This is a genomic window from Leisingera methylohalidivorans DSM 14336 (genome assembly GCF_000511355.1).
In the GTDB taxonomy this organism is placed as follows: Bacteria; Pseudomonadota; Alphaproteobacteria; order Rhodobacterales; family Rhodobacteraceae; genus Leisingera; species Leisingera methylohalidivorans.
This window is the reverse complement of sequence record NC_023135.1, coordinates 2,989,203-3,004,468: the sequence shown is the minus strand read 5'-3', so window position 1 is coordinate 3,004,468 and position 15,266 is coordinate 2,989,203. Positions and strand designations below refer to the sequence as shown.

Annotated in this window: 16 protein-coding genes and 1 tRNA gene; 7 read left to right on the top strand and 10 right to left on the bottom strand. The window is 63.0% G+C overall.

The window, feature by feature from the left end; genetic code table 11:
* The first annotated feature begins 3 nt into the window (after positions 1-3).
* The 3 genes from METH_RS14780 to METH_RS14770 are packed head-to-tail and all read left to right on the top strand — an operon-like array spanning position 4 to position 2,974.
* Positions 4-999, top strand: coding sequence for an ABC transporter ATP-binding protein (locus tag METH_RS14780; protein ID WP_024091282.1), 996 nt, complete (start codon positions 4-6; stop codon positions 997-999).
* Positions 996-2,039: an ABC transporter ATP-binding protein gene (locus METH_RS14775; protein WP_024091281.1), complete on the top strand. Its 1,044-nt coding sequence runs from the start codon at positions 996-998 to the stop codon at positions 2,037-2,039. The genes METH_RS14780 and METH_RS14775 overlap by 4 nt, the downstream gene beginning before the upstream one ends.
* A gap of 14 nt (positions 2,040-2,053) precedes the next feature.
* Positions 2,054-2,974, top strand: a complete 921-nt coding sequence (locus METH_RS14770; RefSeq protein ID WP_024091280.1) for a LysR family transcriptional regulator — start codon at positions 2,054-2,056, stop codon at positions 2,972-2,974.
* Between the two features lie 70 nt (positions 2,975-3,044).
* On the opposite strand, the gene METH_RS14765 is transcribed toward METH_RS14770, so the two are convergent.
* From METH_RS14765 to METH_RS14730, 8 genes are all read right to left on the bottom strand, one after another.
* Positions 3,045-3,121: transfer RNA gene (locus METH_RS14765), tRNA-Pro, on the bottom strand.
* A 184-nt stretch (positions 3,122-3,305) separates the two neighbouring features.
* Positions 3,306-4,409, bottom strand: coding sequence for a 3-isopropylmalate dehydrogenase (leuB, locus tag METH_RS14760; protein ID WP_024091279.1), 1,104 nt, complete (start codon positions 4,407-4,409; stop codon positions 3,306-3,308).
* A gap of 119 nt (positions 4,410-4,528) precedes the next feature.
* Positions 4,529-5,572: an endonuclease/exonuclease/phosphatase family protein gene (locus METH_RS14755; protein ID WP_024091278.1), complete on the bottom strand. Its 1,044-nt coding sequence runs from the start codon at positions 5,570-5,572 to the stop codon at positions 4,529-4,531.
* On the bottom strand, positions 5,569-6,405 hold the full coding sequence (locus tag METH_RS14750) for a hypothetical protein (RefSeq protein WP_024091277.1): 837 nt from the start codon (positions 6,403-6,405) through the stop codon (positions 5,569-5,571). The genes METH_RS14755 and METH_RS14750 overlap by 4 nt, the downstream gene beginning before the upstream one ends.
* 374 nt (positions 6,406-6,779) lie before the next feature.
* Positions 6,780-7,385 (bottom strand): 3-isopropylmalate dehydratase small subunit, encoded by a 606-nt coding sequence (leuD, locus tag METH_RS14745; RefSeq protein WP_024091276.1) that lies wholly within the window; start codon positions 7,383-7,385, stop codon positions 6,780-6,782.
* A gap of 84 nt (positions 7,386-7,469) precedes the next feature.
* Complete coding sequence (locus METH_RS14740; RefSeq protein WP_044008443.1) at positions 7,470-8,258, bottom strand: glycosyltransferase family 32 protein; 789 nt, start codon at positions 8,256-8,258, stop codon at positions 7,470-7,472.
* A 71-nt stretch (positions 8,259-8,329) separates the two neighbouring features.
* Positions 8,330-9,733, bottom strand: a complete 1,404-nt coding sequence (gene leuC, locus METH_RS14735; RefSeq protein ID WP_024091274.1) for a 3-isopropylmalate dehydratase large subunit — start codon at positions 9,731-9,733, stop codon at positions 8,330-8,332.
* Positions 9,734-9,786: 53 nt separating this feature from the next.
* A complete protein-coding gene (locus tag METH_RS14730) occupies positions 9,787-9,885 on the bottom strand; it encodes an isopropylmalate isomerase (RefSeq protein WP_245602898.1) in 99 nt (32 codons plus the stop codon).
* A 174-nt stretch (positions 9,886-10,059) separates the two neighbouring features.
* Here METH_RS14730 and METH_RS14725 point away from each other — a divergent pair, with 174 nt between their 5' ends.
* The 3 genes from METH_RS14725 to rlmH all read left to right on the top strand — a co-directional run bounded on the left by METH_RS14725 (position 10,060) and on the right by rlmH (position 12,517).
* Positions 10,060-11,436, top strand: a complete 1,377-nt coding sequence (locus tag METH_RS14725) for a mechanosensitive ion channel family protein (RefSeq protein WP_024091272.1) — start codon at positions 10,060-10,062, stop codon at positions 11,434-11,436.
* Positions 11,437-11,603: 167 nt separating this feature from the next.
* Complete coding sequence (rsfS, locus tag METH_RS14720; RefSeq protein WP_024091271.1) at positions 11,604-11,984, top strand: ribosome silencing factor; 381 nt, start codon at positions 11,604-11,606, stop codon at positions 11,982-11,984.
* Between the two features lie 62 nt (positions 11,985-12,046).
* On the top strand, positions 12,047-12,517 hold the full coding sequence (rlmH, locus tag METH_RS14715; protein WP_024091270.1) for a 23S rRNA (pseudouridine(1915)-N(3))-methyltransferase RlmH: 471 nt from the start codon (positions 12,047-12,049) through the stop codon (positions 12,515-12,517).
* Positions 12,518-12,570: 53 nt separating this feature from the next.
* On the opposite strand, the gene METH_RS14710 is transcribed toward rlmH, so the two are convergent.
* Together METH_RS14710 and METH_RS14705 are read right to left on the bottom strand one after the other, a co-directional pair.
* Positions 12,571-12,927, bottom strand: coding sequence for a hypothetical protein (locus METH_RS14710; protein ID WP_024091269.1), 357 nt, complete (start codon positions 12,925-12,927; stop codon positions 12,571-12,573).
* A 35-nt stretch (positions 12,928-12,962) separates the two neighbouring features.
* Positions 12,963-13,685, bottom strand: coding sequence for a DUF599 domain-containing protein (locus METH_RS14705; protein WP_024091268.1), 723 nt, complete (start codon positions 13,683-13,685; stop codon positions 12,963-12,965).
* Between the two features lie 94 nt (positions 13,686-13,779).
* Between METH_RS14705 and METH_RS14700 the strand changes: the two genes are divergently transcribed.
* Positions 13,780-15,228, top strand: coding sequence for an FAD-linked oxidase C-terminal domain-containing protein (locus METH_RS14700; RefSeq protein WP_024091267.1), 1,449 nt, complete (start codon positions 13,780-13,782; stop codon positions 15,226-15,228).
* Positions 15,229-15,266: the final 38 nt, after the last annotated feature.

The window sequence follows — 15,266 nt, the reverse complement described above, 5'->3', positions numbered from 1 at the left end:
GCGATGAGCCTTCTTTCCGTTCGCGACCTGACCGTGAAATTCGCCATGCGCGACGAGACGGTCACTGCCCTCAACGGCATTTCCTTTGATCTGGCCAAGGGCGAACGCCTGGGCATTGTCGGCGAAAGCGGCGCCGGCAAATCGATCACCGGGTTTTCGCTGATGAACCTGCTCAGCCGCCCGGGGTTCATCGACAACGGCCAGATCCTGTTCGATGGCGAAGACGTCGTGCAGATGAGCGACAAGCGCCTGCGCGCCCTGCGCGGCAACCGCATGGCGATGATCTTTCAGGATCCGATGGTGACCCTGAACCCGGTGCTGACTATCGGCCAGCAGATGGTTGAGACCCTGATGGCGCACCGCAAGCTGAGCCGCGAGGAAGCGCGCCAGATTGCCATCGTCAAGCTGCGCGAGGTATACATCCCCTCTCCGGAGGAACGTCTGGAACAATACCCGCACGAGCTGTCGGGCGGCATGCGGCAGCGGATCATCATCGCGATTGCGCTGCTCCTGGACCCGCAGCTGATCATCGCGGATGAGCCGACGACCGCGCTGGATGTGACCATTCAGGCCGATATCATGGAGCTGATGCTGGAGCTGTGCCAGTCGAACCAGGTGGGGCTGATCCTGATCACCCACGACCTCGGCGTGGTCAGCCAGATGACCGAGCGCACGCTGGTGATGTATGCAGGCCGCATTATCGAAGCGGGACGCACGCGGGAAATCATCAACGACCCGCAGCACCCCTATACCCAAGGGCTGATCAACGCGTTGCCGCAGCAGACCGAGCCCGGCCAGCGGTTGAAGCAGATCCCCGGCAATATGCCGGGGCTGACCAGTATCCCAACCGGCTGCGCCTTCAACCCGCGCTGCAAATACGCCACTGACCTGTGCCGCAGCCGGGTGCCGGACATCGTGCAATACGGCGAGGTCGCAGTGGCCTGCCACGAGGTGCAGCGCCTGCATAGCGATGAAGGCCATAAGGAGGCACGGGCATGAAGAATGCAAAGGCAGACCGCCCGCTGTTGGAAATCAGAAATCTGGCAAAACAGTTCGACCTGGATCAGGGCTTTCTGGAAACCCTTAAGTTCAAACAGGGCAAGATCGTGCGGGAAACCCGATCGGTCCATGCGGTGAACAATGTCTCGCTTGAAGTGGGCCGCGGCGAGGCGCTTTGTGTGGTCGGCGAGTCGGGCTGCGGCAAGTCGACAGTGGCGCGGCTGGTGGCCGGTCTGCTGACCCCCACCGCAGGCGAAATCCATTATGACGGCCAGCGGATCGACAATTTGTCGCGCAGCGGCATGCAGCCCCTGCGCAAGAAGATCCAGATGATCTTTCAGAATCCCTACGCCTCGCTCAATCCGCGCATGACCATCCGTCAGGCGCTGGAGGAACCCGTGCGCCACCACTTTCCCGCCGCCTCGGCGGCGGAGGTGCGCGACAAGGTCACCGAGGTGATGCTGTCAGTCGGTGTCGATCCCAGCTGGGCCAAACGCTACCCGCATGAATTCTCCGGCGGCCAGCGCCAGCGGATTGCCATTGCCCGCGCCCTGACAGTGGACCCTGAATTCATTATCGCCGATGAGCCGATCAGCGCGCTGGACGTGTCGATCCAGGCGCAGGTGCTGAATCTGATGCTGGAAGCCAAGGAAAGCCGCGGCCTGACCTATCTGTTCATCACCCACGATCTGAGCGTGGTAGAGCACTTCGGCACCCGTGTCGCGGTGCTTTACCTTGGGTCGGTTTGTGAGGTCGCGGACACGGCAACGTTGTTCTCCAACCCCAAACACCCTTATACTCGGGCCTTGCTGTCCGCGGTGCCGCAGCTGAAGGATGACCGGCCGAACCATATCCGCCTCAAGGGTGAGATCCCGACGCCGATCAATCTGCCGCAAGGCTGTCCCTTCCAAAGCCGCTGCGCCTTTGCGGACGCACGATGCAAGAGTGAACAGCCAAAAGCCATTCACCAGCCCGATGGCAGCCTTGTTGCCTGCCATGCTGTCCAGGAAGACAGGCTGGATGCGGTGGCCGCCGGTTAAGACGGGACACCCAGTTGGACATCATCTGGCTCAAGGATTTCGAGGCTTTGGTCGCGTGCAAGAATTTCTCGCGCGCGGCCGAGGAGCGCAATGTCAGCCAGCCGGCCTTCTCCCGCCGCATCCGGGCGCTGGAGAATGAAATCGGCGTGCGGCTGATCAACCGCGAAACCCTGCCGCTGACGCTGACCCCGGCAGGGGAGGTGTTCCTGTCGCAGTCCCGCATCATGCTGCGCACCTACGAGGAAACCATTGAGCGCTGCCAGACGATTGATGCGGCGGGTGAAAATGTGATCCGCTTTGCCGCTTCGCAGTCGCTTTATATGACGCACTACAAAACGCTGATCGGGCCTCTGGCCAGCGAAGGCGGGGTGGATACCGACCTCAATTCCACCTCCTGGGCGGCGGATCAGTTCGTCAGCGCGCTGCAGCAGGGCTATTGCGATGTGATCCTGACCTACTGGCATCCATCGATGGATTTCCTTGGTCCGCTTGAGGTTGCCAATTTCGAGCATCTGACCCTGTCCACCGACCGTTATGTGCCGGTGTCCCGGTCAACTCCGGACGGGGCACCTGAATTTTCCTTTCCCAAGGCCGGAAAGGACGCGGTGCCGCTATTGTCCTATGGTGCGGTTTCGGCGCTCCGCTCGGTTCAGGAATTTGCGCTGGCGCAGCTGTTGCCCGGACAGAAGGTTTTTGTGGTCAACCAGAACGCGCTGGCCAACAGCGTCAAGGCGATGATTCAGGAGGGGTTCGGCATGGGCTGGCTGCCGCTGAGCCTGTGCCGCGAGGAAATCAAGCGGGGGCGCTTTGCAGTGGTGGACGACCGGCTGGCCACCGATCTGGAAATCCGCCTTTACCGAGATCCGCGCAGCACCAAGCCGACGCTGGATGTGCTGTGGAACAAGCTCAGGATGTCTGCGCTGGAGACGGCTTGATCCTCATTTCCCGGAGGCATTGAACACCGGCTCAAAACAAAAAAAGACGCCCTAAGGCGCCTTGTTTTGTTGGTCGGAGCGAGAGGATTCGAACCTCCGGCCCCTGCCTCCCGAAGACAGTGCTCTACCAGGCTGAGCTACGCTCCGACCGTGGAGGGCGGAATAGCTCAGGGGGCGGGGTTTGACAAGGGCGATTCCGTAGAAAGCTGCGGTTTTCAGGAATTCTTTTTACCGCTGCGGCCAGGGCGGGCACGGTCACGAAGAGGGATAAAAAAAGCCCCGCGCTGACAGTCAGGCGGGGCTTTGAATGTTGTCTGGACCGGCCTCAAAATCAGAGGCTTGCGTCCAAAGCGGCAAGCACGGCATCGCCCATCTGGCTGGTGGAAACCGGCTCAACGCCGTCCTCGCCCAGCAGGTCTGCAGTGCGCACGCCGTCGGCCAGAACCTTTTCAACCGCCGCTTCCAGGCGGTCGGCCTCAGAGCCCTGGTCGAAGCTGTAGCGCAGCGCCATGGCAAAGCTGAGGATGCAGGCGATCGGGTTGGCCTTGCCTTGGCCCGCGATGTCGGGGGCGGAGCCATGCACCGGCTCGTACAGCGCCTTGGGGCGGCCGTTTTCCATCGGCGCGCCCAGGCTTGCGGAGGGCAGCATGCCCAAGCTGCCGGTCAGCATCGCGGCACAGTCGGACAGGATGTCGCCGAACAGGTTGTCGGTCAGGATCACGTCGAACTGCTTGGGCGCGCGGACCAGCTGCATCGCACCGTTGTCGGCATACATATGGGACAGCTCGACCTCGGGGTAGTCAGCCGAGACACGGGTCACCACTTCGCGCCACAGGATGCCGGATTCCATCACATTGGCCTTCTCCATCGAGCAGACCTTCTTGCCCCGGCGCATTGCCAGCTCAAACGCTGACCGCGCGGCGCGTTCGATCTCGCTTTCGGTATAGCGCTGGGTGTTGATGCCGACGCGCTCGTTGCCTTCTTCGAAAATGCCGCGCGGCTCGCCGAAATAGACGCCGGAGGTCAGCTCGCGCACGATCATGATATCGAGGCCCGCGACGATGTCTTTCTTCAGCGAGGAGAAATCCGCCAGCGCGTCAAAGCACTGCGCCGGGCGCAGGTTGGAATAGAGATCCATTTCCTTGCGCAGACGCAGCAGGCCGCGTTCGGGTTTCACCGAGAAATCCAGGTCGTCATAGGCCGGGCCGCCGACGGCGCCGAGCAGAACAGCATCGGCTTCCTGCGCCTTGGCCATGGTTTCATCCGCCAGCGGCTTGCCGTGCTTGTCATAGGCCGCGCCGCCGACCAGATCCTCGCTCACATCGAACTGCAGGCCGCGCTTGTCGCCGAACCAGGAGATGATCTTGCGCACCTCGGTCATGACTTCGGGGCCGATCCCGTCGCCGGGCAGAATCAGAATCGATGGGTTGGGCATGGGGATCCTCCTAAAACAGCTGGCAAGGGCGTAGCGGGACAGCGGGGCAGGGTCAATAATAGGCCCTGAAATTAAAGGGGGGTGATGGGGATTTGCGCAGCCTGGGCCGGGTCCTGGCCCTAGTCCAGCGCGATATCCGCCCAGACCAGCCGATGGCGGCTGGCAAGGGCCGCCGCTGCGTCCGGCGCATCCGGCCAGACAACGCCGCTGCCGGTCACGGCCAGCCTGGCAGAGGGCAGCACATAATCCACCCGCATCCGCCCGGCACCCTGCCACTCCACGGTTGCGCTTCCGGCTTGCGGGCTGAGTGGCTGCGGATCCTGCAGCCGGGGATCACCCAGCAGGCTGCGGATTGCGTCCTTGCGGCCTTCACCGCGGTCCGGGTCGAGGTTGGCGTCGCCGGCAACCACAAAGGGCGCTTGGGGGGCGGGGCCCAGGCGGCCATCCAGCAGCAGCTGCCACAGGCGGATTTCATCGCGGTTGCGCCGCCCGTTGCGGTCTTCCGGCCCGTCAAACACCGGTGGGGCTGCGTGAAATGTCATCACGTTCAGCTGCTTGCCGCCGGGCAATTGCAGCGGCACCAGCCAATGCGCGGTGGAAGACAGACGCTGCACGGCGTGCACAGCGCCGGACGGAAACGGGCGGCCATCCGGGTGCTTGGGAAGCAGCGCGCCGGGCAGGTCCCGCCACAGCAGGGCCGAGAAATCGCGGATCCCGTTGCGGTCAACCGGCAGCCGCGACAACAGCGCCATGCCGCCTTGGCCGCGGAACCGGCCATAGCCCTGGTTGTCACGCGGCCCGCCGGTTCTGCCATCGCCATCCATGTCCAGCAGGGCCGGGGGCGGCAGCCCGGCATTGGGCTGCAGGAAAACGCTGTAAGGATAGGCGGCGCCGGCCTCTGCCAGCAGCCCGGCCAGGGCGGCAAGGCTGCGGCCTTCGTAATCCCAATCCACCCCTTGCAGTACCAGCACATCCGCCTGTGCGGCGGAGATCACCTCCACCACCGCGGCAATTTGCGGATCGCCGCCGCGTTCAATATCGCGCAGCAGCAGGCCGGGTCCGTCCCGCGAAAGTTCGGTGTTGAAAGTGGCGATGCGCAGAGTGCCGGCCTGGCCTGCCCCGGCGGCAAGGATCAGAAGAAGACCCGACGCCAGCAGTCTCATGCGGTTTGCAGCGCCTCATCCGAGGCGCTGCCGGCGGCGCGCCGTTTATGCATGATCAGCCCGGCAATGCGCTGCATTGCCATGCCGCGCATGATCATCGACGCGGGCACCAGCGCCCAGGCGCTGATCACCCAGATCAGCATATGGGGGGCCACCAGGATTCCGGGATCGACAAGGCCCGAGGCCATCTTGACTGCGGCGGGCAGGGCAAAGGGCAGCAGCACGCCGGCAATGATATTGATCCGCGCGTCCCGCTGAAGCCGCTGCACCACATCGCCGCCGGTGGTGGGATCGAACAGCGGCAGGTTCACCCAGACATTGAAGGCGCCGCTGCCGACAGGCCAATGGCCGACGCGGATCACCAGCGCAAAGACGGCAATCGCGGCGCCTGCAGCTGTACTGGCAAGGCCAGCTGCATTGCGGACCATCACCACAGTGGCTTCGGACAGCTGGGGCGGCAGCATCAGCACGGTCAGCTGCACCGGCGAATAGGCAAAATCCAGCTGTCCGCCCAGTGAACTGCCCAGACGGTGGACCAGCGCTGTCAGCCCGGTCGGCTCCAGCGGATGCGCCGCCAGCAGGCTCAATGCGCCGACAGACGCAGCGCAGGCGGCAAAGCGCATCCGGTTGATCGGCGGCGCATTGCGGAATTCGACGAAACTGGGGAAATGGGCCGCGTATTCGGTGACCACCAGCGCAGCGGCCAAGAGCGCGATGAACAGGACGATTTCCGGCGACTCGGTAGCGGATGCCGGCAGGATCAGCGTCGGCATGGCAAACAGCATAGCCACCAATATGCCGCGGAACGCCGCGCCTGTGATGCGTGCAAACACGTCTTTCATTCCCTTCAAACCGGCGCGGGCGTTTTTGCCTCTGGGTCCGGATTTGAAGCCCCCCGGGGACGGCCCGGGGCGCTCTGCCTCATTTTTGCCCTATTGTTGCCGGGCAGCGGCTTTCCGCTCAAGGGCTGGCAGGCGGGACAGGGCCACTTTCGCCGCGGGACTGGTGCCCGATTGCATCAGAGTTTTGATTAGAAATGAGAGGGTTGGTGGATGCCTACCAGATGCTGTGGATAGGAGCACTGGGCACACAATGCGGGCGCGCTCACCGAATTGCGGCGGAAATGCGGCGCGAATCCGGCGGGTGAAAAGCAAGGGCCGCCCGGGGGAGGGCGGCCCTATATCGTTCTGCAGCTGAAACGCCGGGATCAGACCCAGGGGCGCGCCTGCGCGGCCTTGTCCTCAAACGTCTTGATGGAGTCCGCTTTTTCCATGGTCAGGCCGATATCGTCCAGACCGTTCAGCAGGCAGTGCTTCTTGAAGGCATCCACATCGAAGGGGATCACTTCGCCGTCCGAGGTGGTGATCTCCTGCGCTTCCAGATCCACGGTCATGCGGGCGTTTTCGCCCTTTTCCGCGTCAGCCATCAGAATGTCGACCTGTTCTTGCGGCAGCACGATCGGCAAGATGCCGTTCTTGAAGCTGTTGTTGAAGAAAATGTCGGCGAAGGATGTCGAGATGATGCATTTGATGCCGAAATCAGCAATCGCCCACGGCGCGTGCTCGCGCGAGGAGCCGCAGCCGAAGTTGTCGCCTGCCACCAGGATCTCAGCCTTGCGGTATTGCGGTTTGTTCAGCACGAAATCCTCGATCTCGGTGCCGTCGCGGTTATAGCGCATCTCGTCGAACAGGTTCTTGCCGAAGCCGGTGCGCTGAATGGATTTCAGGAACACCTTCGGGATGATCATGTCGGTGTCGATGTTCACCAGCGGCATCGGGGCGGCGATGCCCTGCAGTTTCTGGAATTTTTCCATTGCCATTCTCCTTGTGCGAACCCGTGTGCGGCAAGTCTGCCGGGTTCAGGTTTTTAAGTGCCAGGGCCGAGCGGCCCTTGAATTTCATTCCAAAGGGGGTTCGTTGCTGTTGGCGGTCAAGCCGCAGGCATCAAGGTCAAAGCCAATCTGCTCTGCAAATTCTGCAACAAAGCTCCCCCGAAGCGGCCGGACCCTTTTGTGGAAGGCGCGAATACGCGAGGAATAGAGATGGATCGCCCTGGTGTCTTCGCTCAGCCATCCCTCAACTCCGCCTTTCGGGTTGAAGTAGGCATCCGCAAAGGACCACGGCAGCGGGTTCAGTGCCTCCTGCGGCAAGGCGTGTATGTCTTCGCCATGCTTGGGCAGCATATGTGTCAGCGCACGCGGACCGGAAGCGGTCGGCATCAGTTTGCAGGCCTCGTACAGCCTGCGCCCTTTGCCGAATTCCTGTGCTGTGCGCTTCGCCGCAGGACGCAGCCATTCCGGGACATAGGAAGGATCGGAAAACAGGTCGATCAATTCGTTCAACGAGGCGGAATTCTCAGGCAAATGCAGCACTGCGTTGTTGATCATGCCGCTATGTTCATAGCCGGCCAGGTATCCATCCTTGGGTATGAAAGGGCGGTAACAGAATACATCCGTATCGGCCCAAATCATGCCTGCATCCCGGATCATGCGCAGCCGGAAGAAGTCGGAAAACACAGTCGGGCTGACCCGGTCCAAGAGTTTTTCCGGGTAGTCCCAGATCTCGCGGGCTGACACCAGGTCAAGTCCGTCGATTTGCGGGTCTTCCATGTCTTCCGTGCAGAACAGAGTGACCGGATGGCCCCGGTGCAGAAACGACTGCAGGGACATCCGGCCGATCCAGTTCATCTGCGATCCAACCCAGACCGTTCCCACCGGAAGCAAATCCGGTTGAGCCGTATTTGCTCCGGTGGCAACCATCAGATCAGCTCACGCACATCCGTCAGTCTGCCGGTCAGCGCGGCGGCGGCAGCCATGGCCGGGGACACCAGATGGGTGCGGCCCTTATAGCCCTGACGGCCCTCGAAATTCCGGTTCGAGGTCGCGGCGCAACGCTCGCCCGGGGCCAGCTGGTCGGGGTTCATGGCCAGGCACATCGAGCAGCCTGCAAGGCGCCACTCGAAACCGGCGGCCTCAAAGATTTCGGCCAGGCCTTCTTCCTCGGCCTGGGCACGGACAAGGCCGGACCCGGGCACGATCATCGCCCGCATGCCGTCCTTGATCTTCTTGCCCTTCACAACCTCGGCCACGGCGCGCAGGTCTTCGATGCGGCCATTGGTGCAGGAGCCGATGAACACGGTGTCGATCTCGATATCGGTCAGTTTCTGACCGGGGGTGAGGCCCATGTACTCGATCGAGCGGCGTGCGGCGTCAACTTTGCCGCCGGTGAAATCCTCAGGGGAAGGCACGACACCGGTGATCGGCAGCACGTCCTCGGGGCTGGTGCCCCAGGTCACAACCGGCTGGATATCTTCCCCCTTCAGGGTGACAACCTTGTCGAAATGGGCGCCTTCGTCGGTAAACAGCGTCTTCCACCAGGTCAGCGCGGCTTCCCACTGGGCGCCCTTGGGGGCGTGCGGGCGGCCTTTGACATATTCGAATGTGGTCTCATCCGGCGCGATCAGGCCGGCGCGGGCGCCGCCTTCGATCGCCATGTTGCAGACGGTCATGCGGCCTTCCATCGACAGATCGCGGATCGCTTCGCCGCAATATTCGATGACATAGCCGGTGCCGCCAGCAGTGCCGGTCTCGCCGATCACGGCCAGGGTGATGTCCTTGGCGGTGACGCCCGGCTTCAGCTTGCCGGTGATTTCCACCTTCATGTTCTTGGACTTCTTCTGGATCAGCGTCTGGGTGGCCAGCACGTGTTCCACCTCGGAGGTGCCGATGCCGTGTGCCAGCGCCCCGAACGCGCCATGTGTAGCAGTGTGGCTGTCGCCGCAGACCACGGTCATGCCGGGCAGGGTCCAGCCCTGTTCCGGGCCGACGATGTGCACGATGCCCTGGCGGACGTCATCCACCGGATAGTAGTGCACCCCGAATTCGCGGGCGTTCTTGTCGAGCGCCTCGACCTGAATCCGGCTTTCCTCGTTTTCGATGCCCTTGGCACGGTCCAGCGTGGTCGGCACGTTGTGGTCCGGCACCGCGATAGTTTTATCCGGCGCATGCACGCCGCGGCCGGCCATGCGCAGGCCTTCGAAGGCCTGCGGGCTGGTCACTTCGTGGACCAGATGGCGGTCGATATAGAGCAGGCTGGTGCCGTCCTCGGCTTCATGCGCAACATGCGCATCCCAGATTTTGTCATAGAGTGTTTTGGGGGACATGGGTCCACTCCCGTATGTATTTGGGTATGCTGGCTTTGGGCTGGGCAACGGCCTTATAGGCGCGCCAGGACCGTGCGGGCGGCGCCATAGAACCGTTCGCGCAGCCGTGCGCGGTCTTGCAGTTCGATCTTTTGCGCCAATACGAGGGTCATGGCTGTCAGATACATCCGCACGGGCCGGCAATCAAGATTCGTTCTAAGCCCGGAGAAAGGCAGGCGGCAGAGGCATCAGGCTGCCGTACCGCCCGGCGGCACGCCGACCCGCGCCCTTGTCTCTGCTTGATCGAAACCCGGCAGGACGGCACACTGCCAGAAAAAGGGGGCGTGATGGAGCCGGAAGAGCAGACCCAACCCAAGGACGCGCTGGCGGAAAGCACTGCCGAGGCGCTGGAATTCGGCCAGCGGATATGGGAGCTGGCGGCAGAGGGCGCCGGACTGCTGCTAAGGCCCTGGAATGCCTACCAGGCCGGGATCGCGCTGGCGCTGTTTGTGCTGGCTGCGCTCATCGCGCGGCCCGTGGCCGGGGCGTTCCATGACTGGCTGCGCCAGCGCGAGGGCTGGCCGCGCTGGCGGATGCGGGCGGGGCTGGTGCTGCACAAGCGGATCCGCGGTATCTTGTTTGTGCTGCTGATCTGGGTCGTTGTGCTGGTCATGCAGGAGGCCACATGGCCCAGCCGCTCGCGGCTGCTGGCGGTGATCGCAAACCTGTCGCTGGCCTGGCTGATCGTGGCCTTCGCCACCAGGCTGGTCGGCAATCCGCTGCTGCGGAATTCGGTCAGATACGGTGCCTGGATCTGGATCACCCTGCGAATCCTTGGCGTCACGGCCGAGGCAACCGCGCTGCTGGACGCCATTGCCATCGAATTCGGCGACCTGAGGATCTCGCTGTATCTCGTGGTGCAGGCGGCGGTCATCCTCGGGGTGATGCTGACGCTGGCGCGGGTGATCTCCTCGGTGGCGGCCAACCGCATCCGCAGCAACTCGGATATTTCTCCGTCGATGCAGGTTCTGGGCGCCAAGATGGCGCAGATCCTGCTGTTCGGCGGCGCCTTCTTCATTGGTCTCAAGGCCATCGGCATCGACCTGACCGGGCTGGCAGTGCTGTCCGGTGCCATCGGTGTGGGTCTTGGCTTCGGTCTGCAAAAGGTGGTGTCGAATTTGGTGTCGGGCCTGATTATCCTGCTGGATAAATCCATCAAACCGGGCGACGTGATCTCGCTTGGCGATACCTTCGGCTGGATCAACGCGCTGGGCGCCCGTTATGTCTCAGTGGTGACGCGCGACGGGCGGGAGTATCTGATTCCGAACGAGGATCTGATCACCTCGCAGGTGGTGAACTGGTCTCATTCGAACAAATTTGTGCGGCTGGATCTGACCTTCGGCACCGGTTACGGCGACGATCCGCACAAAGTGCGCCAAATCGCGATCGAAGCGGCCGTAAGCGTTGCCCGCGTTCTGCAGGCGGGCGACCGCAAGCCGGTCTGCCACATCACCGGATTTGGCGACAGCAGCGTTGATTATGTTCTCAGATTCTGGATCGACGATCCCACCGGCGGCCTCACCAATATCCGCGGCAATGTCTATCTGGCGCTGTGGGATGCGTTCCAGACCGAGGGCATCTCGATTCCGTTCCCGCAGCGCGAAGTGCGAATGCTGAACGACCCGCTGCCGGTCAGGGTTGCACCCGCCGGAAATGAAGGATAAAGCACATGGCTTGCATCGCCGGAGCGGGGTCTCATTGAAAATTCACTATCTGGTTGCTACATTATTAACAGGCCCGGCGCCGGGGCTTGGCGGCGCGTTGTAAGGAGGACACTGTCCTGTCACCCGTACCACAAGCGGCGGATGCCGCTGTTAATGGGGCAGCCGTGATGGCTTCCCAGTCCCAGCCCACCAGCGAACAGCTGCTGGAGCGTATTCTTTCTTCACTCAGCGATGACAAAGCCGAAGACGTTGTGCAGATCGATCTGCGCGGCAAGACGGCGATTGGCGATTACATGGTGGTGGCTTCGGGCCGCTCTACCCGCCAGGTTGCCGCCATGGCTGAAAAGCTGACTGACCGGCTCAAACAGGAGTTCCAGGTCGGCTGCAAGGTCGAGGGCAAGGACACCGGCGACTGGGTGCTGATCGACACCGGTGATGTGATTGTCCATATCTTCCGTCCGGAAGTGCGCGAGTTCTACCAGCTCGAGAAGATGTGGATGCCCGCAAGCACCGCGGCAGCTCCGGCAGCTCAGGCGGCCGAGGACTGACCCAAGGCTGAATGGATGCAGGCCCGCGCAACCGGTGCGGGCCGGATTGCTTCAGGAATTTCATGCGTCTGCATATCTGTGCGGCCGGCCGTCTGAGGTCTGGCCCTGAAAAATCCCTTATCGACGACTATCTTGCCCGGTTCGACCGGACCGGCCGTGCGCTGGGCCTGGGGCCTGCGCGGGTGTTGGAGATCGAGGATAAGAAAAACGGCGGCATGGCGGCTGAGGCGGCACTGCTGCGCAAAGCGTTGCCCAAGGGCGCGGTGATCTGCACCCTGGACGAGCGCGGCAAGGTGATCTCTTCGCCGGATTTCGCGGACAAGCTGGCTGGCTGGCGCGACAGCGGCCGTCAGGATCTGGCGCTGATCATTGGCGGGGCGGACGGAATAGATCCCGCGCTTAGGGCCGAGGCGGACTTCTCGATCTCCTTCGGCAAGATGGTCTGGCCGCATATGCTGGTGCGGGTGATGCTGGCCGAGCAGATCTACCGGGCCGCGACCATCCTGGCAGGCAGCCCGTATCACCGGGTGTGAATGCGCCTTGCAGGCGCTTGCCTGCGGCGCAAGTATTTTTCAGAAAGATGAATTCACGGCAGGTTGAGGACGTAAGTGCTCTCGCTCCATCCGTCGATCTGGCAGCGGGCCTGGATCTGCACTTGCGTTGCGCCGTCCGGGATCTGCACGCCGCTGAGTGACCGGGTGAAGGGCTGTTCCAGCTCGTGCGGATGCGCCAGCACGCGCAGGCCCAGCTCGTTTCCCTCCATGTCCAGCACCCGCCAGCCATCGGCATAATGCTCCCAGCCGGTGTCAGGGTGGGAGAGCGTGACGCTGACGGTCCAGCCGCCGCCGGACCGGCGGGCAGCGGCCGCTTCTATCATTGGCTCCGCCGCCAAGGCGGGCAGGGCAGCAGCGCTCAGCGCGAGGGGCAGAAAAAGATGTCTCATGGCGCCACCTTAGCCTTGCAGATGCGAAGCGGCAGTCACGAAACTGAGTCTCCATTGCTTACCGGCGGAATCCGCAGCAGGATCGTGCGGGAGTGCGAGGCAAATTCCCGCCGGTACAGCACCGCGACAGTGATCAGCGCGGCACCCGCCAGCGGCAGCGCGCCGGCAAGCCAGGCCACGGCGGCCAGGGAAAAATATGTCGCCCGCATGCCGCGGTTAAAGCTGCGCGCGGCGGTGATGCTGATTTCTGCCGCCTGCGCGGCGCGGGGGTAGGCCAGAGGGGCGGTGCGGTCGTTCGGCACCGCTGCCATCAGCACCGAGCAATAGCCGAACAGCCGGTGCGACCAGACGAATTTCAAAAACGCATTTGACAGAAACAGCAGCACCACCAGGATCTTAACCTCCCAGACAAAGGCCGGTGCGCTGTCCTGGATCAGGTCTTCCGCCACGCCGGCCAGCTGCTCGGTATTGCCTATGAGCGCCAGCCCGCCGCCGATTGCAATCATCGTGGCAGACGCGAAGAAAGCAGTCGCCTGGCGCAGATTTCCTGCCAGCTGGGCATCAAAGATCCGCGGATCGCGCTCCACCATCTGTTTCATCCAGTCGCGCCGGAAGTCCGCCATCAGCCAGGACACCGAGGGCCGCCCCGCGGGCGGGTTCTCGATCCGCCAGCCGATCCACAGCCAGCCGGCAATCAGCAGGGCGAGCGCGGCGGGGTCGAGCAGGGAAAATTGCGCAAGGCGGGTGGTCCAGATCATGGCCCGACACTAGGGGGCTGATCCGGGCGCGGCAATCCGTCTCTTGCCAGGGGGGTGGGATTGGTAATATTATTTTACCAAATAGGAGAGCGCCATGGAGATGCCATCCCCGAATCCCGCCATTCTGGCTCGCAAGGCGCGGCTTGCCGAGCGGCTTCTGGCGGTGCTGCCTGATGATGCGGTGATCCAGGACGAGGCCGAGACCCGGGCCTATGAATGCGACGCGCTGACGGCCTATAGATGCCCGCCGCTGCTGGCGGTGCTGCCGCGGAGCACGCAGGAGGTCTCGGACATCCTGCGCATCTGCCACGAGGAAGGCGTGCCGGTGGTGCCGCGGGGGGCTGGCACCTCGCTGGCCGGCGGGGCGCTGCCGACGGCGGATTGTGTGATCCTTGGCGTGGCCCGGATGAACGGGGTTCTGGAAACGGATTACGGCAACCGCATCATCCGGGTGCAGACTGGGCGCACCAACCTGAGTGTTTCCGGCGCGGTGGAGGAAGCGGACTTCTTCTATGCGCCGGATCCGTCCTCGCAGCTGGCCTGCGCCATCGGCGGCAATATCGCGATGAACTCGGGCGGGGCGCATTGCCTCAAGTATGGCGTGACGACGAACAACCTGCTGGGCGTCACCCTGGTGATGATGGACGGCACCGTGGTGGAGATCGGCGGTGCGCATCTGGACGCCGGGGGGCTGGATCTGCTTGGCGTGATCTGCGGCAGCGAAGGCCAGCTGGGCGTGGTGACCGAGGCAACCCTGCGGATCCTGCGCAAGCCCGAAGGCGCCCGGCCGGTGCTGATCGGCTATGACAGCAACGAGGTGGCCGGGGCCTGTGTCTCGGATATCATTAAGGCAGGTGTCCTGCCGGTGGCGATCGAATTCATGGACCGCCCTTGCATCGAGGCCTGCGAGGCTTTTGCCAAGGCCGGCTATCCGATGTGCGAGGCGCTGCTGATCGTCGAGGTGGAGGGCAGTCCCGAGGAAATCGATCACCAATTGGGGCTGATCATTGAAATCGCCCGGTCCCACAACCCTGTAGAGCTGCGCGAGGCCGGCGATGCGGAAGAGGCCGGCCGCATCTGGCTGGGCCGCAAGTCGGCCTTTGGCGCGATGGGGCAGATCAACGACTACATGTGTCTTGATGGCACGATCCCGGTGTCCTCGCTGCCTTATGTGCTGCGCCGCATTGGGGAGATGAGCCAGGAATTCGGGCTGGACGTGGCCAATGTGTTCCATGCCGGCGACGGCAACATGCACCCGCTGATCCTGTTTGATGCCAATAAGCCCGGCGATCTGGAAATCTGCGAGGCCTTCGGGGCGGAAATTCTGAAGCTCTGTGTCGAGGCCGGCGGCTGTCTGACCGGCGAACATGGCGTCGGGATCGAGAAGCGCGACCTGATGCTGCACCAATACAGCGCCACGGACCTTGAAGCGCAGCTGAAGGTCAAGGATGTGTTTGACCCCAGGTGGCTGTTGAACCCGGCCAAGGTGTTTCCACTAGCGGTAACCGAAGGCCGCCGGACAGCGGCAATGGCGGCTGAATGATTGTGGCTTCGCCCCAAACCCCAAAGTATTTTTAGAAA